General features: G+C 52.3%; 22 protein-coding genes. 18 read left to right on the forward strand and 4 right to left on the reverse strand.

The genetic code is table 11. The features are described 5' to 3' along the window. The first annotated feature begins 67 nt into the window (after positions 1-67). Positions 68-1225, forward strand: a complete 1158-nt coding sequence (gene cdaR, locus E6P06_RS08280; protein WP_003018564.1) for a DNA-binding transcriptional regulator CdaR — start codon at positions 68-70, stop codon at positions 1223-1225. Positions 1226-1312: 87 nt separating this feature from the next. Here cdaR and E6P06_RS08285 read toward each other — a convergent pair whose 3' ends face one another. The 4 genes from E6P06_RS08285 to map all read right to left on the reverse strand — a co-directional run bounded on the left by E6P06_RS08285 (position 1313) and on the right by map (position 6245). Beyond that, the gene (locus E6P06_RS08285) at positions 1313-1699 is read right to left on the reverse strand and encodes a DUF3461 family protein (protein ID WP_045439967.1); all 387 of its coding nucleotides are present in this window, start codon (positions 1697-1699) and stop codon (positions 1313-1315) included. Between the two features lie 109 nt (positions 1700-1808). Further along, a complete protein-coding gene (dapD, locus tag E6P06_RS08290) occupies positions 1809-2633 on the reverse strand; it encodes a 2,3,4,5-tetrahydropyridine-2,6-dicarboxylate N-succinyltransferase (RefSeq protein ID WP_003837532.1) in 825 nt (274 codons plus the stop codon). Positions 2634-2664: 31 nt separating this feature from the next. Continuing rightward, a complete protein-coding gene (gene glnD / locus E6P06_RS08295) occupies positions 2665-5337 on the reverse strand; it encodes a bifunctional uridylyltransferase/uridylyl-removing protein GlnD (protein WP_003837534.1) in 2673 nt (890 codons plus the stop codon). A 113-nt stretch (positions 5338-5450) separates the two neighbouring features. Continuing rightward, complete coding sequence (map, locus tag E6P06_RS08300) at positions 5451-6245, reverse strand: type I methionyl aminopeptidase (protein ID WP_139935111.1); 795 nt, start codon at positions 6243-6245, stop codon at positions 5451-5453. Positions 6246-6569: 324 nt separating this feature from the next. Here map and rpsB point away from each other — a divergent pair, with 324 nt between their 5' ends. The 17 genes from rpsB (at position 6570) to accA (ending at position 25999) form a co-directional block, all read left to right on the forward strand. Then, complete coding sequence (gene rpsB / locus E6P06_RS08305; protein WP_003018553.1) at positions 6570-7295, forward strand: 30S ribosomal protein S2; 726 nt, start codon at positions 6570-6572, stop codon at positions 7293-7295. 136 nt (positions 7296-7431) lie between these two features. After that, on the forward strand, positions 7432-8283 hold the full coding sequence (gene tsf, locus E6P06_RS08310) for a translation elongation factor Ts (RefSeq protein ID WP_003018551.1): 852 nt from the start codon (positions 7432-7434) through the stop codon (positions 8281-8283). 145 nt (positions 8284-8428) lie between these two features. Next, positions 8429-9154 carry a UMP kinase gene (gene pyrH / locus E6P06_RS08315; RefSeq protein WP_003018549.1) on the forward strand — a complete coding sequence of 242 codons (726 nt, stop codon included), beginning with the start codon at positions 8429-8431 and terminating at the stop codon, positions 9152-9154. A 139-nt stretch (positions 9155-9293) separates the two neighbouring features. Continuing rightward, the gene (gene frr / locus E6P06_RS08320; protein ID WP_003018547.1) at positions 9294-9851 is read left to right on the forward strand and encodes a ribosome recycling factor; all 558 of its coding nucleotides are present in this window, start codon (positions 9294-9296) and stop codon (positions 9849-9851) included. Between the two features lie 110 nt (positions 9852-9961). Beyond that, entirely contained in the window at positions 9962-11158 is a 1197-nt protein-coding gene (ispC, locus tag E6P06_RS08325; RefSeq protein ID WP_048233869.1) for a 1-deoxy-D-xylulose-5-phosphate reductoisomerase, read from the forward strand. 187 nt (positions 11159-11345) lie between these two features. Further along, complete coding sequence (ispU, locus tag E6P06_RS08330; protein ID WP_003018543.1) at positions 11346-12104, forward strand: (2E,6E)-farnesyl-diphosphate-specific ditrans,polycis-undecaprenyl-diphosphate synthase; 759 nt, start codon at positions 11346-11348, stop codon at positions 12102-12104. A 12-nt stretch (positions 12105-12116) separates the two neighbouring features. Beyond that, positions 12117-12974 carry a phosphatidate cytidylyltransferase gene (gene cdsA, locus E6P06_RS08335; RefSeq protein ID WP_003018541.1) on the forward strand — a complete coding sequence of 286 codons (858 nt, stop codon included), beginning with the start codon at positions 12117-12119 and terminating at the stop codon, positions 12972-12974. Positions 12975-12985: 11 nt separating this feature from the next. Then, a complete protein-coding gene (rseP, locus tag E6P06_RS08340) occupies positions 12986-14338 on the forward strand; it encodes a sigma E protease regulator RseP (RefSeq protein ID WP_044714937.1) in 1353 nt (450 codons plus the stop codon). A 29-nt stretch (positions 14339-14367) separates the two neighbouring features. Next, positions 14368-16791 (forward strand): outer membrane protein assembly factor BamA, encoded by a 2424-nt coding sequence (bamA, locus tag E6P06_RS08345; RefSeq protein WP_139935112.1) that lies wholly within the window; start codon positions 14368-14370, stop codon positions 16789-16791. A gap of 122 nt (positions 16792-16913) precedes the next feature. Continuing rightward, positions 16914-17399, forward strand: a complete 486-nt coding sequence (skp, locus tag E6P06_RS08350) for a molecular chaperone Skp (RefSeq protein ID WP_003018533.1) — start codon at positions 16914-16916, stop codon at positions 17397-17399. Between the two features lie 3 nt (positions 17400-17402). Beyond that, entirely contained in the window at positions 17403-18428 is a 1026-nt protein-coding gene (lpxD, locus tag E6P06_RS08355) for a UDP-3-O-(3-hydroxymyristoyl)glucosamine N-acyltransferase (protein WP_016149581.1), read from the forward strand. Positions 18429-18531: 103 nt separating this feature from the next. Next, complete coding sequence (gene fabZ / locus E6P06_RS08360; RefSeq protein WP_003018528.1) at positions 18532-18987, forward strand: 3-hydroxyacyl-ACP dehydratase FabZ; 456 nt, start codon at positions 18532-18534, stop codon at positions 18985-18987. Between the two features lie 3 nt (positions 18988-18990). Next, positions 18991-19779, forward strand: coding sequence for an acyl-ACP--UDP-N-acetylglucosamine O-acyltransferase (lpxA, locus tag E6P06_RS08365; protein ID WP_003018525.1), 789 nt, complete (start codon positions 18991-18993; stop codon positions 19777-19779). After that, positions 19779-20927 (forward strand): lipid-A-disaccharide synthase, encoded by a 1149-nt coding sequence (lpxB, locus tag E6P06_RS08370; RefSeq protein WP_003018522.1) that lies wholly within the window; start codon positions 19779-19781, stop codon positions 20925-20927. Before lpxA ends, lpxB begins: the two co-directional genes overlap by 1 nt. Continuing rightward, positions 20924-21520 (forward strand): ribonuclease HII, encoded by a 597-nt coding sequence (gene rnhB, locus E6P06_RS08375; RefSeq protein ID WP_003018518.1) that lies wholly within the window; start codon positions 20924-20926, stop codon positions 21518-21520. The genes lpxB and rnhB overlap by 4 nt, the downstream gene beginning before the upstream one ends. Positions 21521-21544: 24 nt before the next feature. Further along, positions 21545-25027, forward strand: coding sequence for a DNA polymerase III subunit alpha (gene dnaE, locus E6P06_RS08380; RefSeq protein WP_003018516.1), 3483 nt, complete (start codon positions 21545-21547; stop codon positions 25025-25027). Between the two features lie 12 nt (positions 25028-25039). Next, entirely contained in the window at positions 25040-25999 is a 960-nt protein-coding gene (gene accA, locus E6P06_RS08385) for an acetyl-CoA carboxylase carboxyl transferase subunit alpha (protein ID WP_003018513.1), read from the forward strand. The last annotated feature ends 66 nt before the right edge of the window (positions 26000-26065 follow it).

Raw genomic sequence — 26065 nt, forward strand, 5'->3', positions numbered from 1 at the left:
GTGCATTTGCACAATGTCGCCGCTTATTATCTTCCCTATGCTTGAGCTCTGCTCACAGGAGGGGTTTATGGCTGGCTGGCATCTTGATACCAAAATGGCGCAGGATATCGTGGCGCGAACCATGCGCATCATTGATACCAATATCAACGTAATGGATGCCCGTGGGCGGATCATTGGCAGTGGCGATCGCGAACGCATTGGTGAATTGCACGAAGGTGCGCTGTTGGTACTTTCGCAGGGCCGGGTGGTAGACATTGACGATGCAGTGGCGAGGCATTTGCACGGCGTGCGTCAGGGTATAAACCTGCCGTTGCGTCTGGAAGGCGAAATCGTTGGCGTTATCGGGCTTACCGGTGAACCGGAACATCTACGTAAATACGGCGAGCTGGTGTGCATGACAGCCGAAATGATGCTGGAGCAGTCGCGCCTGATGCATCTGTTAGCGCAGGATAGCCGCCTGCGTGAAGAGCTGGTGATGAATCTGATTCAGGCGGAAGAGAATACCCCGGCGCTGATGGAGTGGGCGCAACGTTTAGGTATTGATTTGAACCAGCCGCGCGTGGTGGCAGTGGTAGAGGTTGATAGTGGCCAGCTTGGCGTTGACAGCGCGATGGCGGAGCTACAGCAATTGCAGAACGCGTTGACTACGCCTGAACGTAATAATCTGATTGCGATTGTTTCCCTGACCGAGATGGTGGTGCTGAAACCGGCGCTCAATCAGTTTGGTCGCTGGGACGCGGAAGATCACCGCAAGCGTGTTGAGCAGCTCATTGCTCGCATGAAAGAGAACGGACAGCTGCGTTTTCGCGTGTCGCTGGGCAACTATTTTACCGGGCCAGGCAGTATTGCCCGTTCGTATCGTACGGCGCGCACGACCATGATGGTCGGCAAGCAACGGATGCCGGAAAGTCGTAGCTATTTCTACCAGGATTTGATGCTGCCAGTTCTGCTGGACAGCCTGCGCGGCGGCTGGCAGGCCAACGAGCTGGCGCGTCCGTTGGTACGGCTGAAAGCAATGGATAACAACGGCTTACTGCGTCGAACATTAGCGGCGTGGTTTCGGCATAACGTTCAGCCGCTGGCGACCTCAAAAGCGTTATTTATCCACCGTAATACGCTGGAATATCGCCTGAACCGAATTTCAGAGCTGACCGGGCTGGATTTAGGGAATTTTGACGACCGATTGCTGCTGTATGTCGCGCTACAACTGGATGAGCAGCATTAATTCCTTGCCTGTTGGCGCTACGCTTATCAGGCAAAATGCCGGGGGGCGGCTTCGCCTTACCCGGCCTACGAATAGATTCACATGCGGTTATTTACGCGTTAGTTTTTCCAGATCGGCTTCAATTTCGCTGATCTTGTTGGTCACGACGCTTTCCAGATGACGTAAATCATCAAGGATCTTGCGTTTAAGATCGACTTCGCTGCGATCGCGCAGGCAGATCTGATCCAGTTCGTCGATCACATAGCGCAGGTTGGGACTGATCTCCTGCACTTCTTTGTAACCCTGGCCGACGCCATCGGCGACAACCGTTTTACGCTGACGGGGATATTTGAACTTCACGCTCTTGGCAAAAAACTCGCCTTTATCCTTCTGGAAATAGATTTTCAGGATATCGTTGTTGGCTTCTTGCCGCAGGCTGTAACGATCGATTTCTTCAGGATTAGTAATGCCCAGACTTTTCAGATTGTCATACATAGCGGTACCCTTAAGCTCACCATAACCATTGAATAATTAACGAAAAGCCTTGTTTATGCCACTCGCAGATGTAAAAAAAGCGGGCTAAGCCCGCTTTTTCAAATCACTGTTAGTCGATGGTGCGTAACAGTTCGTTGATTCCTACTTTTCCACGCGTTTTGGCATCGACTTTCTTCACAATCACCGCGCAGTACAGGCTGTATTTGCCATCTTTCGACGGCAGGTTGCCGGAGACAACCACAGAGCCCGCCGGAACGCGGCCATAATGCACTTCGCCGGTTTCACGATCGTAAATACGGGTGCTCTGACCAATGTACACGCCCATAGAGATAACAGAGCCTTCTTCGACGATCACGCCTTCAACCACTTCAGAACGTGCGCCGATGAAGCAGTTGTCTTCGATGATGGTCGGGTTAGCCTGTAACGGCTCCAGTACGCCACCGATGCCAACGCCGCCGGACAGGTGAACGTTTTTACCAATTTGCGCGCAGGAACCCACGGTCGCCCAGGTATCAACCATCGTACCTTCATCCACATAAGCGCCGATGTTCACGTAAGACGGCATCAGCACGGTGTTACGGGCGATAAACGCACCCTGGCGTACGGCCGCTGGCGGAACCACGCGGAAACCTTCTTTCTGGAAGCGTGCTTCGTCGTAGTTGGCGAATTTCATCGGCACTTTATCGAAGTAACGACTTTCCGCACCCTCGATAACCTGATTATCGTTAATACGGAAAGAGAGCAGGACCGCCTTTTTCAGCCACTGATGCGTGACCCACTGACCCTCAATCTTTTCTGCGACGCGCAGTGCACCGGAATCCAGTAAAGCAATAACCTGATTCACCGCTTCGCGGGTTACGGTATCTACATTTGCCGGAGTAATGTCGGCACGGCGCTCGAAAGCGGACTCAATAACGTTCTGTAACTGCTGCATTGTTAAACTCTTTCCATAATAAATAAAAACATCACCCTTTATCGTTTGGATTGAGGGCCTCTGTCAACCGTTGATGCACTTCCTGCTGCAGCTCATTATTAAGGGCGCGCCGGTCGGCGGTGGCGATTATGAATAAATCTTCTACTCGCTCGCCAATGGTTGTAATTCGGGCGCCATGCAGCGAAATTCCCAGATCGGCAAAAATCTGCCCGACCCGCGCCAGCAGTCCAGGCTGGTCGAGAGCGATAAGCTCAAGGAATGATTTTCGGTCGGTGTGGGTCGGCAGGAAAGTGACCTCGGTATCGACGGTAAAGTGGCGTAATTTTGCCGGCTGACGACGTGGTTGCGGTGGCTGCCAGCTGCGCTGCGTGATGGCCTGTTCCAGTCCAAAACGGATCGCTTCGTGTCGGTCTGAAGACAGCGGGCTGCCGTCCGGTTCCAGCACGATGAACGTATCCATCGCCATCCCATCGCGGGTAGTGAAAATCTGCGCATCGTGGACGCTTAGATTGCGCCTGTCCAGTTCGGCGCAGACGGCGGCAAACAGGTAAGGGCGATCGGGGCTCCAGATAAAAATTTCCGTTCCGCCGCGCGTGGCCTGCGGGCTGAGCAGGATTAGCGGCTTACTGAGATCGTGCTGCAGCAGATGACGCGCATGCCAGGCCAGTTGATTTGGGCTGTGGCGCACGAAATAGTTGGCGCGACAGCGCGACCAGATGTGGTGCAGCGCTTCTTCATCAATGTTGTCCATACGCAGTAGCGCCAGTGCCTGAAGCTGATGATGGCGAACGCGTTCGCGCATATCTGGCGTGTTTTGCATCCCACGACGTAGCTGTTTTTCCGTCGCAAAGTACAGCTCGCGCAGCAGACTTTGCTTCCAGCTATTCCACAGCGTTTCGTTAGTAGCGCAAATATCCGCGACGGTCAGGCACACTAAAAAGCGCAGACGATGTTCCGTTTGTACTTCTTCAGCGAATTGCTTGATCACTTCCGGATCCTGAATATCACGGCGCTGAGCGGTCACCGACATCAGCAAATGCTGACGCACCAGCCAGACGATCAGCTGCGTTTCACGTGAGTTCAGACCATGCAGTTCGGCGAATTTGAGCACGTCCTGGGCGCCGAGAACCGAGTGATCGCCGCCGCGACCTTTGGCGATATCGTGGAACAGCGCGGCAATCAGAATTAGCTCCGGCTGTCGCAAGCGCGGCCACAGATCTACGCACAGCGGATGGCGCGGGCGGGTCTCTTCGTTAGCAAAACTCTCCAGCTTGAGCATCACACGGATAGTGTGCTCATCCACCGTATAGGCATGAAACAGGTCAAACTGCATTTGGCCGACAATGTGCGACCATTGCGGCATATAAGCCCACAAAACGCTGTGCCGATGCATCGGCAGCAGGCCGCGACTCACCGCGCCCGGATGGCGCAACATACTGAGAAACAGCGAACGCGCTTCCGGAATGTAGCATAGCGGCTGGGTTAAATGACGGCGGGCATGACGCAAATGGCGCAGCGTGGTGGAGTAAATCCCGCTGATCGCACTGTTACGTACCATGATGTAGAACATCCGCAATATCGCTTCGGGTTTACGGATAAACAGGTCGTCGTTGCGCAGATCGATCAATGTGCCGCGCAGTTGAAAGTCGTCATCAATCGGGCGCGGTTTTTCATCGGCTGGCAGGGCGAGGATCGCCTCGTCGAACAGTTGCAACAGCATATGGTTCAGTTCGCTGACCCGTCGCGTGACCCGGAAATAGTCTTTCATCATCCGCTCGATCGGCTCATTGCCTTCGCCACCGTAGTTTAGCCGTTGCGCCACGCTGAGCTGGCGGTCAAACAGCAGGCGGTTGTCGTAACGACTAACGACCAGATGCAGGGCGAAGCGAATCCGCCACAGGATATGCAAACATTCATTCAGTTCGGCGCGTTCTGCCAGCGTCAAAAAACCGAAGCCGACCATTTCGTCCAGCGAGGTGGCGCCAAAATGGCGACGGGCCACCCATTGCAGAGTATGGATATCGCGCAGGCCGCCGGGACTGCTTTTGATATCCGGCTCCAGGTTGTAGCTGGTGCCGTGATAACGCTGGTGGCGCTGATTTTGCTCTTCCACTTTGGCGGCGTAAAATTTATCGGACGGCCAGAAACCTTCGCTAAAAATATGCTTTTGCAGCTCAAGAAACAGCGCGACATCGCCGATAAGCAGGCGTGTTTCAATCAGGTTAGTGGCGACGGTTAAATCTGACAATCCTTCCAGCAGACACTCTTCCAGCGTACGCACGCTGTGCCCAACCTCCAGCCTCACGTCCCATAGCAGCGTTAACAGCTCACCGACTTTTTCTGCCTGCGAATCAGGTAGCTTTTTACGACTGAGGATCAGCAGGTCAATATCGGAGAGCGGATGCAGTTCGCCGCGCCCGTAGCCGCCAACGGCAACCAGCGCCAGGTCGGCAATTTGACCGAAACCGGCTTCAATCCACAGGCGCTGAAGCAACTGATCAATAAATTCGGTGCGGGCCTCAATGAGCTGTTCTGCGGAAATTCCACTGTCAAACGCTTCGCCTAACCAGCTCTGGAAGGTGTCGATATGCGCTTTAATACCGGTGCAGTTGAGGTCGTGTTGTGGCCATGTCCCTGGGTTTTGTGGCTGGCCAGGCAGGGTGGGGAGGGCAGTATTTGCGTGCTGTTCAGGAAGAGTATTCATTATGCGCCACCCATTAAAAAGCCGGATGATGGCGTGAACGCCTTACCCGGCCTACTAAGTAGTACAATTTGTAGGCCTGATAAGATGCGAATGCATCGCCATCAGGCAAAACATTATTCGCCGTGTGTGATGATCGCCGGGATGGTGTCATCCTTGCGTAACGTCAGAATCTCACAGCCGTTTTCCGTCACTACAATAGTATGCTCGTACTGTGCAGACAAGCTCCGGTCTTTGGTTTTCACCGTCCAGCCGTCTTTCATGGTGCGGATGCGGTAATCACCGGCATTCAGCATCGGTTCTACGGTGAACGTCATGCCCGGCTGCAGTACCACACCGCCGTCGTCTGCATCGTAGTGCAGAACCTGCGGCTCTTCATGGAAGCCGCGACCGATACCGTGACCGCAGTATTCACGAACGACAGAGAAACCTTCACCTTCCGCGTATTTCTGAATTGCAGCGCCCAGCGTGCGCAGGCGAATGCCCGGTTTCACCATCCGCAGCGCCAGATACAGGCTTTCCTGCGTGACGCGGCACAGACGCTCGCCCAGAATAGTAGGTTTGCCGACGATAAACATTTTCGAGGTGTCGCCGTGGTACTCGTCTTTAATCACAGTCACATCGATGTTGACGATATCGCCGTCTTTCAGAAGTTTGGCGTCGTCCGGGATCCCGTGGCACACCACTTCATTAATAGAGATACATACGGACTTCGGATAGCCGTGGTAACCCAGGCAGGCGGAAATGGCCTGCTGCTCATTCACGATATAGTCATTACAGATACGATCCAGCTCGCCGGTGCTGACGCCCGGTTTAACAAACGGTTCGATGATTTCCAGTACATCAGCGGCCAGGCGGCCAGCGACGCGCATTTTTTCGATTTCTTCAGGGGTCTTGATTGAGATAGCCATGAATTCTGTCCATCAGTGCCGATGATATCGGCAATAATTGTTTAAGTGCTGCCAATGGTATCAGTCCCGCATACGTGCTGCCAAATTGAGAATCATTAACAGCACACAGTGCCAACAATTATTGGTGTCTATGGCGTATTTGTGGTATAAAGCGCGCCGGACTTCCGATCCATTCGAAGACTACACACGATGGACGGGAGCGACAAATCTCACTTTGTGTAACAACACACACGTATCGGCACATATTCCGGGGTGCCCTTTGGGGTCGGTAATATGGGATGCGTGGAGGCTTAACCCCAACTTTTATATATAGAGGTTTTAATCATGGCAACTGTTTCCATGCGCGACATGCTCAAGGCTGGTGTTCACTTCGGTCACCAGACCCGTTACTGGAACCCGAAAATGAAGCCGTTCATCTTCGGTGCGCGTAACAAAGTTCACATCATCAACCTTGAGAAAACTGTACCGATGTTCAACGAAGCTCTGGCTGAACTGAACAAGATCTCTGCTCGTAAAGGTAAAATCCTTTTCGTTGGTACTAAACGCGCTGCAAGCGAAGCGGTGAAAGAAGCTGCTAACAGCTGCGACCAGTTCTTCGTGAACCATCGCTGGCTGGGCGGTATGCTGACTAACTGGAAAACCGTTCGTCAGTCCATCAAACGTCTGAAAGATCTGGAAACTCAGTCTCAGGACGGTACTTTCGAAAAGCTGACCAAGAAAGAAGCGCTGATGCGTACTCGTGAGCTTGAGAAACTGGAAAACAGCCTGGGCGGTATCAAAGACATGGGCGGTCTGCCGGACGCTCTGTTCGTAATCGATGCTGACCACGAGCACATTGCTATCAAAGAAGCAAACAACCTGGGTATCCCAGTATTTGCAATCGTTGATACCAACTCTGATCCGGACGGTGTTGACTTCGTTATCCCGGGTAACGACGACGCAATCCGTGCTGTGACCCTGTACCTGGGCGCTGTAGCTACTACCGTTCGTGAAGGCCGTTCTCAGGATCTGGCTTCCCAGGCGGAAGAAAGCTTCGTAGAAGCTGAATAATAAGGCACGCTCGTTAGAGCCCTTATAGACCAGGTAGTATCACGTTTGGTTAGGGGGCCTGTATATGGCCCCCTTTTTCACTTTTAAATCTGTGCGGTTTCATGCCGGGCAGATCAAATCTTCCGAGGATTTTAGAATGGCTGAAATTACCGCATCCCTGGTAAAAGAGCTGCGTGAGCGTACTGGCGCAGGCATGATGGATTGCAAAAAAGCACTGACTGAAGCTAATGGCGACATTGAGCTGGCAATCGAAAACATGCGTAAGTCCGGTGCAATCAAAGCGGCGAAAAAAGCAGGCAACGTTGCTGCTGACGGCGTAATCAAAACCAAAATCGACGGCAACATCGCTTTCATTCTGGAAGTTAACTGCCAGACTGACTTCGTTGCTAAAGATGCTGGTTTCCAGGCATTTGCTGACAAAGTACTGGACGCTGCCGTTGCTGGCAAAATCACTGACGTTGAAGTTCTGAAAGCACAGTTCGAAGAAGAACGTGTTGCTCTGGTTGCTAAAATCGGTGAGAACATCAACATCCGTCGCGTTGCTTCCCTGGAAGGCGAAGTTCTGGGTAACTACCAGCATGGTGCTCGTATCGGTGTTCTGGTTGCTGCAACTGGCGCTGACGAAGAACTGGTTAAACAGCTGGCAATGCACGTTGCTGCAAGCAAACCAGAATTCGTTAAGCCGGAAGACGTATCCGCTGAAGTGGTAGAAAAAGAATACCAGGTTCAGCTGGACATCGCTATGCAGTCTGGCAAGCCGAAAGAAATCGCAGAGAAAATGGTTGAAGGCCGCATGAAGAAATTCACCGGCGAAGTTTCTCTGACCGGTCAGCCTTTCGTCATGGAACCGAGCAAATCTGTTGGTCAGCTGCTGAAAGAGCATAACGCTGACGTAACAGGCTTCATCCGCTTTGAAGTGGGTGAAGGCATCGAGAAAGTTGAGACTGACTTTGCAGCAGAAGTTGCTGCGATGTCCAAGCAGTCTTAATTTTGAAAGGAGCCGCCTGAGGGCGGCTTCTTTTTGTGTCTGGCTTGTAAATTCAGCGAACCGCTATAGTGGTCCTGCTGAAAAGCGACATACAATGTCGCTGGAATTAACTCATCTCATTCGTTGACAGTCTCAGGAAAGAAACATGGCTACCAATGCAAAACCCGTCTACAAACGTATTCTGCTTAAGTTAAGTGGCGAAGCTCTGCAAGGTTCGGAAGGCTTCGGTATTGATGCAAGCATCCTTGACCGCATGGCTCAGGAAATCAAAGAGCTGGTTGAGCTGGGTATTCAGGTTGGCGTAGTGATTGGTGGTGGTAACCTGTTCCGTGGCGCTGGTCTGGCGAAAGCAGGGATGAACCGCGTTGTGGGCGACCACATGGGCATGTTAGCCACCGTAATGAACGGTCTGGCGATGCGCGATGCGCTTCACCGCGCCTATGTGAACGCTCGCTTGATGTCCGCAATTCCTCTGAACGGCGTGTGTGATAACTACAGTTGGGCTGAAGCTATCAGCCTGCTGCGTAACAACCGCGTTGTTATTTTGTCTGCGGGTACCGGCAATCCGTTCTTCACCACCGATTCAGCAGCCTGCCTGCGTGGTATTGAAATTGAAGCGGATGTGGTACTGAAAGCCACCAAAGTCGATGGCGTATTTACTGCCGACCCGGCTAAAGATCCAACGGCGACCATGTACGAACAGTTGACCTACACTGAAGTACTGGATAAAGAGCTGAAAGTCATGGATCTGGCTGCGTTCACGCTGGCTCGTGACCACAAATTACCGATTCGTGTCTTTAACATGAACAAACCAGGTGCACTGCGCCGTGTTGTTATGGGTGAAAAAGAAGGCACGTTAATCACGGAATAATTCCCGTTGCGGCTAAATGCAGGTAATATTCCGCTTTAATGTCGCGGGATACGTCCCTCAAAATTAATCAAGACTATACTTGTCACATCTTGCGCGGCGGGTATGGTCTGACTGAAACAAGCTTTCAAGGATTCGTAACGTGATCAACGATATCAGAAAAGATGCTGAAGTACGCATGGACAAATGCGTCGAAGCGTTCAAAAACCAAATCAGCAAAATTCGCACGGGTCGTGCTTCTCCTAGCCTGCTGGATGGTATTGTCGTGGAATATTACGGCACACCGACTCCGCTGCGCCAGCTGGCAAGCGTAACGGTTGAAGATTCCCGTACCCTGAAAATCAACGTGTTTGACCGTTCTATGGGGCCAGCCGTTGAGAAAGCCATCATGGCTTCCGACCTCGGTCTGAATCCAAGCTCTGCGGGTTCCGACATCCGCGTTCCGCTGCCGCCGCTGACCGAAGAACGTCGTAAAGATCTGACCAAGATCGTGCGTGGCGAAGCTGAAGGCGCGCGTGTTGCGGTACGTAATGTACGCCGCGATGCAAACGACAAAGTGAAAGCGTTGTTGAAAGAAAAAGAGATCAGCGAAGATGACGATCGCCGTTCTCAGGACGACGTACAGAAACTGACTGACGCTGCAATCAAGAAAGTTGATGCGGCGCTGGCAGAGAAAGAAGCGGAACTGATGCAGTTCTGATTCGCCTGTACGCTAAAAACGCCGCTTAGAAGGCCTGAGAAGGCTGGATGGCGGCGTTTTGCTTTTTTCTGTCTATATACCTTAAAGGGTAAAATTCTTCTGGATGTCTCATGAAGCAATTAACCATCCTGGGATCAACCGGTTCCATTGGTTGCAGTACGCTGGATGTAGTACGCCATAACCCGGAAAAATTTCGTGTTACTGCGTTGGTGGCGGGTAAAAATGTCGCCCGCATGGTAGAGCAATGCCTGGAGTTTTCTCCTCGCTATGCGGTAATGGACGATGAAAAAAGCGCTGCGTTGGTAAAAGCAGCTCTGCTGGAGCAGGGCAGTCGCACTGAGGTCATGAGCGGTCAGCAGGCTGCCTGTGATATGGCTGCGCTGGATGATGTTGATCAGGTCATGGCGGCAATTGTCGGCGCAGCGGGCTTATTGCCAACGCTGGCGGCAATTCGTGCGAGCAAAAGTATTTTACTGGCGAACAAAGAGTCTCTGGTGACCTGCGGTCGTCTGTTTATGGACGACGTGAAACGCCACAAAGCGCAGCTTTTGCCGGTAGATAGCGAGCATAACGCGATTTTTCAGAGTTTACCGCAACCTATCCAACACAATCTGGGATACGCTGACCTTGAGCAAAACGGCGTTATGTCAGTTCTGCTTACCGGGTCTGGTGGCCCATTCCGTGAAACGCCATTGCGCGATCTGGTCTCTATGACCCCCGATCAGGCATGTCGTCATCCGAATTGGTCGATGGGACGAAAAATCTCTGTCGATTCCGCCACCATGATGAACAAAGGTCTGGAATACATTGAAGCGCGTTGGTTATTTAATGCCAGTGCAAGCCAGATGGAAGTGCTGATTCACCCGCAGTCGGTTATTCATTCGATGGTCCGTTATCAGGATGGTAGTGTTCTGGCGCAGTTGGGTGAACCGGACATGCGTACACCTATTGCCCATACCATGGCATGGCCAGAACGAGTGACGTCCGGTGTTAAGCCTGTCGATTTTTGCAAACTCAGTGCGCTGACGTTTTCAGCACCTGATTACCAGCGTTATCCGTGCCTGAAGCTGGCGATGGACGCGTTTGAGCAAGGGCAGGCGGCGACGACTGCACTTAATGCCGCGAATGAAATAACCGTTGCCGCGTTTCTGGCGCAGCAGATCCGATTTACCGATATTGCTGACCTGAATTTATCCGTGCTGGATAAGATGGATTTGCAGGAGCCGCAGAGCGTTGATGACGTGCTGAAGGTTGATGCCATCGCGCGGGACGTCGCCAGAAAAGAAGTGATGCGACTCTCAAGCTGATGATAATCCCTCTACGGAGAATCGTGCTATTTGTTAGCGTTGGGCTTCAGTGATATAGTCTGCGCCACCCGATCGCGGGTATTTGCTTTTTTTCGGTCGGGTAAGCCGTGGTTTGACACGGCTTTTTTGTGGATGGGCTTCAGTATTCCTGAGTACCGTAAATCCTTTCAGGGACTAATAACGCGTTATGTTGTCTGCAACTAAACCATTAAGCGAAAATTTGCCAGCACATGGTTGTCGCCATGTCGCAATTATCATGGATGGCAATGGCCGCTGGGCGAAAAAGCAAGGGAAGATTCGCGCCTTTGGGCATAAGGCCGGAGCAAAATCCGTCCGCCGGGCTGTCTCTTTTGCTGCCAATAACGGTATTGATGCGTTAACGCTGTATGCCTTTAGCAGTGAGAACTGGAACCGACCTGCGCAGGAAGTGAGCGCGTTAATGGAACTGTTTGTGTGGGCACTTGATAGTGAAGTGAAAAACCTGCACCGCCATAACGTACGTCTGCGTATTATCGGGGATATCAGTCGATTTAACTCTCGTTTGCAAGAACGGATTCGCAAATCAGAAGCGATTACTGCCCAGAATACCGGGTTGACGCTGAATATTGCAGCGAATTACGGTGGACGGTGGGATATAGTCCAGGGGGTCAGGCAACTGGCACAACAGGTGCAGGATGGTCTGCTGCGTCCAGAGCAAATCGATGAAGAGATGCTTGGGCAGCAAATTTGTATGCATGAACTGGCTCCTGTGGATTTAGTGATAAGGACTGGGGGAGAGCATCGAATTAGTAATTTTCTGTTGTGGCAAATTGCCTATGCCGAACTTTACTTTACGGATGTTCTCTGGCCCGATTTCGATGAACAAGACTTTGAAGGTGCGCTGCATGCCTTTGCTAATCGTGAGCGTCGTTTCGGCGGCACCGAGCCCGGTGATGAAAAAGCCTGATGGGGGTCGCTTTTGCTGAAGTATCGCCTGATTTCTGCTTTTGTTTTAATACCCGTTGTCATCGCGGCGCTGTTTTTGCTGCCGCCGGTGGGGTTCGCCATTGTCACGCTGGTCGTTTGTATGCTGGCCGCCTGGGAATGGGGACAGTTAAGCGGTTTTACCACGCGTACACAGCGAGTCTGGCTGGCGGTTTTGTGCGGGCTATTGCTGGCGCTAATGCTGTTCTTACTGCCGGAATACCATCGCAATATTCATCAGCCGCTGGTTGAAGTATCGCTGTGGGCGTCGCTGGGCTGGTGGGTCGTGGCGCTGTTGCTGGTATTGTTTTATCCCGGCTCTGCGTCGGTCTGGCGTAATTCCAAAACATTACGCATAATTTTCGGCGTGTTAACCATTGTTCCGTTTTTTTGGGGAATGCTGGCGCTACGTGCATGGCACTATGATGAGAATCATTATAGTGGCGCGCTATGGCTGCTGTATGTCATGATCCTCGTTTGGGGAGCGGACTCTGGTGCGTATATGTTTGGTAAGCTGTTTGGCAAACATAAGCTGGCACCGAAGGTTTCTCCTGGTAAAACCTGGCAGGGTTTTATTGGCGGACTCGCCACTGCGGCCGTGATCTCATGGGGTTATGGCATGTGGGCGAATCTTGAAGTTGCGCCTGTCACCTTGCTCATTTGCTCCATCGTTGCAGCCCTGGCCTCCGTGCTGGGTGACCTGACCGAGAGTATGTTTAAGCGTGAAGCAGGTATTAAGGATAGTGGTCACTTAATTCCAGGACACGGTGGTATTCTGGACCGTATTGATAGCCTGACGGCTGCGGTACCGGTCTTTGCCTGCCTGTTGTTACTGGTATTCAGGACGCTCTAACGGATGGTCTTATGCTGAGTATTCTCTGGAATCTGGCTGCATTCATTGTCGCACTTGGTGTGCTTATCACCGTGCATGAATTTGGTCATTTCTGGGTTGCGCGGCGCTGCGGAGTCCGCGTCGAACGCTTTTCCATTGGTTTTGGAAAAGCGCTTTGGCGGCGTACCGATAAATTAGGTACGGAATACGTTATCGCCCTGATTCCCCTCGGCGGTTACGTCAAAATGCTGGATGAGCGCGCTGAACCAGTCGCACCGGAGCTGCGCCATTACGCTTTCAACAATAAAACGGTTGGACAACGCGCAGCCATCATCGCCGCAGGTCCGATTGCAAACTTCCTTTTTGCTATTTTCGCTTACTGGCTGGTGTTTATCATCGGTGTCCCTGGCGTTCGTCCGGTTGTTGGTGAAATAACACCCAACTCGATTGCCGCGCAGGCGCAAATTCAGCCGGGTACGGAACTAAAAGCGGTTGATGGTATCGAAACCCCTGATTGGGATGCCGTGAGATTGCAACTGGTAGCCAAAATTGGCGATGAGCATACGACTCTCAGCGTAGCGCAGTTTGGCAGTAACCAGCGTCAGGACAAAACGCTGGATTTACGCCAGTGGGCATTTGAGCCAGACAAAGAGGATCCCGTCTCCAGTTTAGGGATTCGTCCGCGCGGTCCGCAGATTGAACCGGTGCTGTCAGAAGTGCAGGTTAACTCCGCTGCAAGTAAGGCAGGTTTGCAAGCAGGCGACAGGATCGTTAAAGTCAATGGTCAGCCGCTGACGCAATGGATGACGTTTGTGACGCTGGTGCGCGATAATCCGGATAAGCCGTTAGCGCTAGATATTGAAAGACAAGGAAGTTCCTTGTCTTTAACGTTAACCCCAGATTCAAAACAGGTTAACGGGAAGGCAGAAGGTTTTGCGGGCGTGGTGCCTAAAGTTATTCCTCTGCCTGATGAGTATAAGACTGTACGCCAGTATGGGCCATTCAGCGCCGTCCTCGAAGCCTCGGATAAAACGTGGCAGTTGATGAAGCTGACGGTCAGTATGCTGGGAAAATTGATTACCGGTGATGTAAAACTGAACAACCTCAGTGGGCCGATTTCTATCGCCCAGGGGGCTGGGATGTCAGCGGAATTCGGGATTATTTATTACCTGATGTTCCTTGCGCTTATCAGCGTGAACTTAGGGATAATCAACCTGTTTCCGTTGCCCGTTCTTGACGGGGGGCATCTGCTGTTCCTGGCGATTGAAAAGCTGAAGGGCGGTCCGGTATCCGAGCGGGTTCAAGACTTTAGTTATCGCATTGGCTCTATCTTGCTGGTGTTGTTAATGGGGCTTGCACTTTTCAATGATTTCTCTCGGTTGTAAGAGAGTGTTAGGAAGAACGCATAATAACGATGGCGATGAAAAAGTTGCTCATAGCGTCGCTGCTGTTTAGCAGCGCCACCGTATACGGTGCTGAAGGGTTCGTAGTGAAGGACATTCATTTCGAAGGCCTACAGCGAGTCGCCGTTGGTGCGGCTCTCCTCAGTATGCCGGTGCGCACAGGCGACACGGTTAATGATGAAGACATCAGTAATACCATTCGTGCTCTGTTCGCCACCGGTAACTTTGAGGATGTCCGCGTCCTGCGCGATGGTGATACCCTTCTGGTTCAGGTAAAAGAGCGTCCGACGATTGCCAGCATCACTTTCTCCGGTAATAAATCGGTGAAAGATGACATGCTCAAGCAAAACCTCGAGGCGTCTGGCGTGCGTGTTGGCGAGTCTCTGGATCGCACCACGCTTGCCGATATCGAAAAAGGCCTGGAAGATTTCTACTATAGCGTCGGTAAGTACAGCGCCAGTGTGAAAGCGGTGGTGACGCCGTTGCCGCGTAACCGCGTTGACCTCAAGCTGGTCTTCCAGGAAGGTGTTTCGGCGAAGATCCAACAGATCAATATCGTCGGCAACCATGCCTTCACGACTGACGAACTTATCTCTCACTTCCAGTTGCGTGATGAAGTACCGTGGTGGAACGTGGTGGGCGATCGCAAATACCAGAAACAGAAACTGGCGGGCGACCTTGAAACCCTGCGCAGTTACTATCTGGATCGCGGTTATGCCCGCTTCAATATCGACTCCACTCAGGTCAGCCTGACGCCGGATAAAAAAGGTATCTACATCACCGTTAACATCACAGAAGGCGAGCAGTACAAGCTTTCTGGTGTTCAGGTGAGCGGTAACCTAGCCGGGCACTCCGCCGAAATTGAGACCCTGACGAAGATCGAGCCAGGTGAACTCTATAACGGCACTAAAGTGACCAAAATGGAAGATGATATCAAGAAGCTCCTGGGTCGCTATGGCTATGCCTATCCGCGCGTACAGTCGCAGCCTGAAATCAACGACGCTGACAAAACCGTTAAATTACGCGTAAACGTGGATGCGGGTAACCGTTTCTATGTGCGTAAGATTCGTTTTGAAGGTAACGACACCTCTAAAGATTCCGTTCTGCGTCGCGAAATGCGTCAGATGGAAGGTGCATGGTTGGGCAGCGATCTGGTCGACCAGGGTAAAGAGCGTCTGAACCGTCTGGGTTACTTTGAAACAGTTGATACCGATACTCAGCGTGTTCCGGGCAGACCGGATCAGGTTGATGTAGTCTACAAGGTCAAAGAGCGTAACACCGGTAGCTTTAACTTCGGCGTCGGTTACGGTACCGAGAGCGGCGTGAGCTTCCAGGCTGGCGTTCAGCAAGATAACTGGTTAGGTACCGGTTATTCTGTTGGTATCAACGGCACCAAAAACGACTACCAGACCTATACTGAGTTGTCTGTGACTAACCCGTACTTCACCGTTGATGGTGTGAGCCTGGGTGGCCGTGTCTTCTATAACGACTTTGAAGCGAATGATGCGGATTTGTCCGACCATACCAACAAAAGTTATGGTACAGACGTAACGCTTGGCTTCCCGGTAAACGAATACAACACGTTGCGTGCCGGCCTGGGTTATGTACATAACAAACTGTCCAACATGCAGCCGCAGGTTGCGATGGATCGTTATCTTGAGTCAATGGGCGAGACCAATACCAACAGCTTTGCCGCTGATGACTTCACCTTTAACTACGGTTGGACGTACAACAAACTGGACCGTGGGTATTTCCCAACGGACGGTACACGCGTCAACCTGAACGGTAAAGTGACCATTCCGGGTTCTGATAACGAATACTACAAAGTGTCGATGGATACCGCGACCTATGTGCCGATCGATGACGATCACAAGTGGGTGGTTTTAGGACGTACGAAGGTAGGCTATGGCGACGGCATTGGCAGCAAAGAAATGCCGTTCTATGAGAACTTCTATGCAGGTGGTTCCAGCACCGTGCGTGGCTTCCAGTCGAATACTATCGGTCCAAAAGCAGTCTACAAAAACGGTGCTTACGCCAGTGGTTCTGATAATAGTGACTACGAAGAGTGTTCCAACGCGGACGGTAAGGACTGTAAATCGGATGACGCAGTGGGCGGTAACGCCATGGCTGTCGCCAGCCTGGAGTTTATTACCCCAACGCCGTTCATTAGCGACAAGTATGCCAACTCGGTTCGTACCTCGTTCTTCTGGGATATGGGTACCGTTTGGGATACTAACTGGCAGGATAGCGCTCAAACACGTGCTATAGGTGTGCCGGACTACAGTGATCCAAGTAATATCCGTATGTCAGCGGGTATCGCTTTACAATGGATGTCCCCATTGGGGCCGTTGGTTTTCTCCTACGCCCAGCCGTTCAAGAAGTACGATGGAGACAAAGCGGAACAGTTCCAGTTTAACATTGGTAAAACCTGGTAATTGTTCTTCGCAAAGGAATGTAGTGGTAGTGTAGCGATGACTTTAGGCGATCTTGCATGGGATCGCCTGGCCACGCAAAGAACTGCACCTTCGGGTGCAAATGGGATGGTAAGGAGTTAATTGTGAAAAAGTGGTTATTAGCTGCAGGTCTCGGTTTAGCGATGGCAACGTCCGCACAAGCGGCTGACAAAATTGCAATCGTCAACATGGGTAGCCTGTTCCAACAGGTTGCACAGAAGACAGGCGTTTCTGCTACGCTGGAAAACGAGTTCAAAGGCCGTGCCAGCGAACTGCAGCGTATGGAATCCGATCTGCAATCTAAGATGCAGCGTCTGCAATCAATGAAAGCAGGTAGCGATCGTACCAAGCTGGAAAAAGACGTTATGGCTCAGCGCCAGACTTTCTCTCAGAAAGCTCAGGCTTTTGAGCAGGATCGTGCGCGTCGCTCCAACGAAGAACGTGGCAAACTGGTTACTCGTATCCAGACTGCTGTGAAATCTGTTGCCAGCAGCCAGAGCATCGATCTGGTCGTTGACGCAAACACCGTTGCATACAACAGCAGCGATGTAAAAGACATCACCGCTGACGTACTGAAACAGGTTAAATAAGTAATGCCTTCAATTCGACTGGCTGATTTAGCAGAGCAGTTGGATGCAGAATTACACGGTGATGGCGATATCGTCATCACCGGCGTAGCGTCCATGCAATCTGCGCAAACTGGCAATATCACGTTCATGGTGAATCCTAAGTACCGTGAACACTTAGGCGTATGCCAGGCTTCTGCCGTAGTAATGACGCAGGACGATCTTCCTTTTGCTAAAAGTGCCGCGTTGGTAGTGAAGAATCCCTACCTGACCTATGCACGTATGGCGCAAATTTTAGATACCACGCCTCAGCCTGCACAGAACATTGCACCGAGTGCAGTGATCGATGCAACGGCGAAGCTGGGTAGTAATGTCTCTGTGGGCGCAAATGCGGTCATTGAGTCTGGCGTAGAACTGGGTGATAACGTCGTTATCGGCGCAGGCTGCTTCGTCGGAAAAAATACTAAAATCGGTGCAGGTTCACGCTTGTGGGCGAATGTGACGATTTACCACGACATTCAGATCGGTGAGAATTGCCTGATCCAGTCAAGCACTGTCGTTGGATCTGATGGATTTGGTTACGCGAACGATCGCGGTAACTGGGTAAAGATCCCGCAGCTTGGTCGCGTGATTATCGGCGATCGCGTCGAGATCGGCGCTTGTACCACCATTGACCGTGGTGCTCTGGACGATACTGTGATCGGTAATGGTGTTATCATTGATAACCAGTGCCAGATTGCGCATAACGTTGTGATTGGCGACAATACGGCAGTAGCCGGTGGCGTCATTATGGCGGGAAGCCTGAAGATTGGCCGTTACTGCATGATTGGCGGCGCCAGCGTGATCAATGGGCATATGGAAATATGCGACAAAGTCACGGTGACTGGCATGGGTATGGTGATGCGTCCTATCACCGAACCTGGCGTCTATTCCTCAGGCATTCCGCTACAACCCAATAAGGTATGGCGTAAAACAGCTGCACTGGTGATGAATATTGATGATATGAGCAAGCGCCTCAAAGCGATTGAGCGCAAGGTTAATCAACAAGACTAAAGCACCGTTTTTGCATGTCTGACTTTTCGGCCTGTCCCATTCATACGATTGCGACAGGCCGTGTTATTATTGCCTTTTAGTATATTTTGACAGGAAGAGTATTTTGACTACTAACACTCATACTCTGCATATTGAAGAGATTTTAGAACTTCTGCCGCACCGTTTTCCGTTTCTGCTGGTTGATCGCGTGCTGGATTTTGAAGAAGGTCGTTTTCTGCGCGCAGTGAAAAATGTATCCGTTAACGAGCCTTTCTTTCAGGGCCACTTCCCGGGTAAACCTATTTTCCCTGGCGTATTGATTCTGGAAGCGATGGCACAGGCTACTGGTATCCTTGCGTTTAAAAGCGTAGGAAAACTGGAACCAGGCGAACTGTATTATTTCGCGGGTATTGACGAAGCACGCTTTAAGCGTCCTGTCGTGCCTGGCGATCAGATGATCATGGAAGTGACTTTCGAGAAAACGCGCCGTGGCCTGACCCGTTTTAAAGGGGTTGCGCTGGTCGACGGTAAAGTTGTGTGCGAAGCAACGATGATGTGTGCCCGTAGCCGGGAGGCCTGATACGTGATTGATAAATCCGCCTTTATTCACCCGACCGCCATTGTAGAAGAGGGTGCCAGCATTGGTGCCAATGCTCACATTGGCCCATTTTGTATTGTTGGACCCCATGTTGAAATTGGTGAGGGTACCGTACTGAAGTCTCACGTTGTCGTGAATGGCCATACAAAAATTGGTCGCGATAACGAGATCTATCAGTTTGCCTCCATCGGTGAAGTTAACCAGGATCTTAAATATGCTGGCGAACCGACCCGTGTGGAAATTGGCGATCGCAACCGCATCCGCGAAAGCGTCACCATTCATCGTGGCACAGTGCAGGGCGGTGGAGTGACGAAGGTGGGCAGCGATAACTTACTGATGATTAATGCGCACGTCGCGCATGATTGTACGGTAGGAAACCGCTGTATTCTGGCGAATAACGCCACGCTTGCCGGACATGTTTCGCTGGATGATTTTGTTATCATCGGCGGCATGACTGCGGTGCATCAGTTCTGCATCATCGGTGCTCATGTGATGGTTGGCGGCTGTTCTGGTGTAGCCCAGGACGTGCCTCCGTACGTTATCGCCCAGGGCAACCACGCGACGCCGTTTGGCGTCAATATCGAAGGTCTGAAGCGTCGTGGATTCACCCGCGAAGCGATTACCGCGATTCGTAACGCCTACAAAGCGTTGTACCGTAGTGGTAAAACGCTGGAAGAAGTGAAACCAGAAATCGCGGAACTGGCGAAACAGTACCCCGAAGTTCAGGCTTTCAGCGACTTCTTTGAGCGCTCAACGCGTGGCCTGATTCGTTAATGACTGAACAGCGTCCTTTAACGATTGCCCTCGTCGCCGGAGAAACCTCCGGCGATATTCTTGGTGCAGGGTTAATCCGTGCACTCAAGGCTCGCGTTCCCAATGCGCGTTTTGTTGGTGTGGCGGGTCCGCTGATGCAGGCCGAAGGCTGTGAAGCCTGGTACGAAATGGAAGAGCTGGCGGTCATGGGCATTGTTGAAGTGCTCGGACGTCTGCGCCGTTTACTGCATATTCGTGCCGACCTCACTCGCCGATTCACCGACTTAAAGCCGGATGTTTTCGTTGGCATTGATGCACCTGATTTCAACATTACCCTCGAAGGGAACTTGAAAAAACAGGGCATTAAAACCATTCATTATGTCAGTCCGTCCGTCTGGGCGTGGCGACAGAAACGCGTTTTCAAAATAGGCAGATCCACCAACATGGTGCTGGCCTTTCTGCCTTTCGAAAAAGCGTTTTATGACAAATTTAACGTCCCGTGCCGCTTTATAGGTCATACCATGGCGGATGCCATGCCGTTGGACCCGGATAAAAACGCGGCACGTGATATTCTGGGCATTCCTCATGACGCACACTGCCTGGCGCTACTGCCAGGAAGCCGTGGTGCAGAAGTGGAGATGCTCAGCGCCGATTTTCTGAAAACGGCGCAGCTATTACGCCAGCATTATCCGGATCTCGAAGTGGTGGTGCCGTTGGTGAATGCCAAACGTCGTGAGCAGTTTGAACGCATTAAAGCGGAAGTTGCACCGGAGCTTTCCGTACATCTGCTCAATGGTATGGGACGTGAAGCAATGGTGGCCAGCGACGCCGCACTGCTGGCTTCAGGTACCGCCGCGCTGGAATGTATGCTGGCAAAATGCCCGATGGTGGTTGGCTACCGTATGAAACCCTTCACCTTCTGGCTGGCGAAGCGTCTGGTGAAGACTGATTACGTTTCGCTACCTAACCTGTTGGCGGGAAGAGAACTGGTTAAAGAGCTGTTGCAGGAAGAGTGTGAACCGCAGGCGCTGTCGCAAGCGCTGTTGCCGTTGCTGGCGAAGGGTAAAACCAGCCATGCGATGCACGACACATTCCGTGAACTGCACCAGCAGATCCGTTGCAATGCTGATGAGCAGGCAGCGGATGCGGTCCTGGAGTTAGCGCAATGATTGAATTTGTGTATCCGCATACGCATTTAGTGGCGGGTGTGGATGAAGTCGGACGCGGCCCTTTGGTCGGCGCGGTCGTCACTGCGGCCGTCATTCTGGATCCGGCTCGCCCTATTATCGGTCTTAACGACTCAAAAAAACTGTCAGAAAAACGTCGCCTGGCGCTGTTTGATGAAATTAAAGAAAAGGCGTTAAGCTGGAGCCTGGGTCGGGCGGAACCGCATGAAATCGACGAACTGAACATTTTACATGCTACCATGCTGGCCATGCAGCGTGCGGTTGCGGGTCTGCATATTGCGCCTGAATACGTGCTAATTGACGGCAATCGTTGCCCGGCATTACCGGTACCGTCGATGGCGGTGGTCAAAGGTGATAGCCGCGTGGCGGAGATTAGCGCCGCATCGATTCTGGCAAAAGTGACCCGTGACGCTGAAATGGCGGCGCTGGATACGGTTTTTCCACAGTATGGTTTTGCACAGCACAAAGGTTATCCAACCGCATTTCATCTGGAAAAATTGGCACTGCATGGTGCGACTGAGCACCATCGCCGCAGCTTTGGCCCCGTCAAACGCGCACTGGGACTCTCGTCCTGATTCTTGTGTTGAAGGAATCTGAAGATGTCTGAACCACGTTTCGTCCACCTACGGGTGCACAGCGACTACTCCATGATCGATGGGCTGGCGAAAACCGGACCGCTGGTAAAAAAGGCGGCCGCGTTAGGCATGCCTGCGCTGGCGATCACCGATTTTACCAACCTGTGTGGTCTGGTGAAGTTTTACGGAGCGGGCCATGGCGCGGGTATCAAGCCGATAGTTGGCGCAGATTTTCATGTCCGCAGTGAGCTGTTGGGCGATGAACTCACGCAGCTCACCGTGCTGGCCGCAAATAATACCGGCTATCAGAACCTGACGTTGTTGATTTCGAAAGCCTATCAGCGCGGCTATGGCGCAGAAGGACCGGTTATCGACCGGGACTGGTTGGTCGAGTTAAAAGAAGGTTTGATTTTGCTCTCCGGCGGTCGCATGGGGGATGTCGGACGAAGTCTGCTGCGCGGCAATAACGCACTGGTTGACGAGTGCGTGGCGTTTTACGAAGAACATTTTCCCAATTGCTATTTCCTCGAACTGATTCGCACCGGCAGGCAAGATGAAGAAAATTATCTGCACGCAGCCGTAGCACTGGCCGAAACGCGTGGTCTACCGGTGGTGGCGACTAACGATGTCCGCTTCCTTGAAACCGGAGATTTCGATGCGCATGAAATCCGCGTAGCGATCCACGACGGCTTTACCCTTGATGACCCGAAACGCCCGCGTAACTATTCGCCGCAGCAGTACATGCGCAGCGAAGATGAGATGTGCGAGCTGTTCTCCGATATTCCGGAAGCACTGCAAAACACCGTCGAGATAGCTAAACGCTGCAACGTGACGGTGCGTCTGGGCGAATATTTCCTGCCGCAGTTCCCGACCGGCGATATGACCACCGAAGATTTCCTTGTGGCGAAATCACGCGAAGGGCTGGAAGAACGTCTCGAATTTTTGTTCCCTGACCCTGAAGTTCGTGCGCAGAAGCGCCCACCTTACGATGAACGTCTGGAAGTTGAACTTAAAGTTATCAACCAGATGGGATTCCCGGGCTACTTCCTGATCGTTATGGAATTTATCCAGTGGTCGAAGGATAACGGCGTACCGGTAGGCCCGGGACGTGGTTCCGGTGCTGGCTCACTTGTTGCCTATGCGCTGAAAATTACCGATCTCGACCCGCTGGAATTTGACCTGCTGTTCGAACGTTTCCTTAACCCGGAACGTGTCTCAATGCCCGACTTCGACGTTGACTTCTGTATGGAGAAACGCGACCAGGTCATCGAGCACGTGGCGGAAATGTACGGTCGTGATGCGGTTTCGCAGATTATTACCTTCGGTACGATGGCAGCAAAAGCGGTTATCCGCGACGTGGGCCGCGTACTGGGGCATCCGTACGGCTTCGTTGACCGTATTTCGAAGCTGGTGCCGCCCGATCCGGGCATGACGCTGGCAAAAGCCTTTGAAGCCGAACCCCAACTGCCGGAAATCTATGAGGCAGATGAAGAGGTTAAAGCGCTGATCGATATGGCGCGTAAGCTGGAAGGCGTCACGCGTAACGCCGGTAAGCACGCCGGTGGTGTGGTTATCGCACCGACCAAAATTACTGATTTTGCTCCGCTGTACTGCGATGAACAGGGGCTGCACCCGGTTACTCAGTTTGATAAGAACGATGTGGAATATGCCGGTCTTGTGAAGTTCGACTTCCTCGGCCTGCGTACGCTCACCATCATCAACTGGGCGCTGGAAATGATCAACGCGCGCCGTGAAAAGAACGGTGAGCCACCGCTGGATATTGCGGCTATCCCGCTGGATGACAAGAAAAGCTTCGATATGCTGCAACGCTCGGAGACCACGGCGGTCTTCCAGCTTGAATCCCGCGGCATGAAAGACCTGATCAAACGTCTGCAGCCTGACTGCTTCGAAGATATGATCGCACTGGTGGCTCTGTTCCGCCCTGGCCCGCTACAGTCGGGGATGGTAGATAACTTTATCGACCGTAAGCATGGTCGCGAAGAGATTTCCTATCCGGATGTACAATGGCAGCATGAGTGTCTGAAACCGGTACTGGAGCCGACCTACGGCATTATCCTGTATCAGGAACAGGTTATGCAGATTGCCCAGGAGTTGTCCGGGTATACCCTTGGCGGCGCGGATATGCTGCGCCGTGCGATGGGTAAGAAAAAGCCGGAAGAAATGGCCAAGCAGCGCGGCACCTTTGAAGAAGGGGCGAAAAAGCGCGGCGTAGACGGCGAACTGGCGATGAAAATCTTTGACCTGGTGGAGAAATTCGCCGGTTACGGATTTAACAAATCGCACTCCGCTGCCTATGCGCTGGTTTCTTACCAGACTCTGTGGCTGAAGGCGCATTATCCTGCCGAGTTTATGGCGGCGGTAATGACCGCCGATATGGATAACACCGAGAAAGTCGTCGGACTGGTGGATGAATGCTGGCGCATGGGGCTCAAAATCCTGCCGCCGGATATCAACTCCGGGCTTTACCATTTTCACGTGAATGATGATGGCGAGATTGTTTATGGCATCGGCGCGATAAAAGGCGTGGGTGAAGGGCCAATTGAAGCTATTATTGAGGCGCGTAACGAAGGCGGCTACTTCCGTGAGCTGTTTGATCTCTGCGCGCGCACGGATATCAAAAAACTTAACCGCCGGGTGCTGGAAAAGCTAATCATGTCCGGGGCGTTTGATCGCCTTGGCCCGCATCGTGCAGCGTTGATGAATTCGCTCAACGACGCACTAAAAGCCGCCGATCAGCATGCAAAAGCCGAAGCTATTGGTCAGGCCGATATGTTTGGCGTGCTGGCGGAAGAACCGGAGCAAATTGAACAATCCTATGCCAGCTGCCAACCGTGGCCGGAGCAGGTGGTATTAGACGGTGAGCGTGAAACGTTGGGGCTTTACCTGACGGGACACCCCATCAACCAGTATTTAAAAGAAATTGAGCGCTATGTCGGAGGCTACAGGCTGAAAGACATGCATCCGACAGAACGTGGTAAAGTCACCACGGCTGCGGGGCTCGTCATTGCTGCGCGGGTAATGGTCACCAAGCGCGGCAATCGTATCGGCATCTGTACACTGGATGACCGTTCCGGACGTCTGGAGGTTATGTTGTTTACCGATGCTCTGGATAAATACCAGCAATTGCTGGAAAAAGACCGCATACTTATCGTCAGCGGACAGGTCAGCTTTGATGACTTCAGTGGCGGGCTTAAAATGATGGCCCGTGAAGTCATGGATATTGACGAAGCCCGGGAAAAATATGCTCGCGGGCTTGCTATCTCGCTGACGGACAGGCAAATTGATGACCAGCTTTTAAACCGACTACGTCAGTCTCTGGAACCCCACCGCTCGGGGACAATTCCAGTACATCTCTACTATCAGAGGGCGGATGCACGTGCGCGGTTGCGTTTTGGCGCGACGTGGCGTGTCTCTCCGAGCGATCGTTTGCTAAACGATCTCCGTGGCCTTATTGGTTCGGAGCAGGTGGAACTGGAGTTTGACTAATACAGGAATACTATGAGTCTGAATTTCCTTGATTTTGAACAGCCGATTGCAGAGCTGGAAGCAAAAATCGATTCTTTGACTGCGGTTAGCCGTCAGGATGAGAAACTGGATATTAACATCGATGAAGAAGTGCATCGTCTGCGTGAAAAAAGCGTAGAACTGACGCGTAAAATCTTCGCCGATCTTGGCGCATGGCAGGTAGCCCAACTGGCGCGCCATCCACAGCGTCCGTACACCCTGGATTATGTCCGCCTGGCGTTTGATGAATTTGATGAGCTGGCGGGCGATCGAGCCTATGCGGATGATAAAGCTATTGTCGGCGGTATCGCGCGTCTGGATGGCCGTCCGGTGATGATCATTGGTCATCAGAAAGGCCGTGAGACCAAAGAAAAGATTCGCCGTAATTTCGGCATGCCAGCGCCGGAAGGCTATCGCAAAGCGCTGCGCCTGATGGAAATGGCCGAGCGCTTCAACATGCCGATCATTACCTTCATCGACACCCCAGGGGCTTACCCGGGTGTGGGCGCGGAAGAACGTGGTCAGTCAGAAGCGATTGCGCGCAACCTGCGTGAAATGTCGCGTCTGAGCGTACCGGTAATCTGCACCGTTATCGGTGAAGGTGGTTCCGGCGGCGCGCTGGCGATCGGCGTAGGCGATAAAGTGAATATGCTGCAATACAGCACCTATTCCGTTATCTCCCCGGAAGGTTGTGCTTCCATTCTGTGGAAAAGCGCCGACAAAGCGCCACTGGCCGCAGAAGCAATGGGAATTATCGCGCCGCGTCTGAAAGAGCTGAAGCTGATTGACTCTATCATCCCGGAACCGCTGGGCGGCGCGCACCGCAACCCTGAAGTAATGGCTGCGTCCCTGAAGGCACAGCTGCTGGCCGATCTCGCCGATCTCGACGTGTTAAGCAAAGATGATCTGAAAAACCGTCGTTACCAGCGTCTGATGAGCTACGGTTACGCGTAAACTGCATTAATTCTGAAAAGGGCCACAATGCTGTGGCCCTTTTTTTTACCTGTGGTTTGGCCAGGC

This window comes from Citrobacter sp. CF971 (genome assembly GCF_006385635.1).
Taxonomy (GTDB): Bacteria; Pseudomonadota; Gammaproteobacteria; order Enterobacterales; family Enterobacteriaceae; genus Citrobacter; species Citrobacter freundii.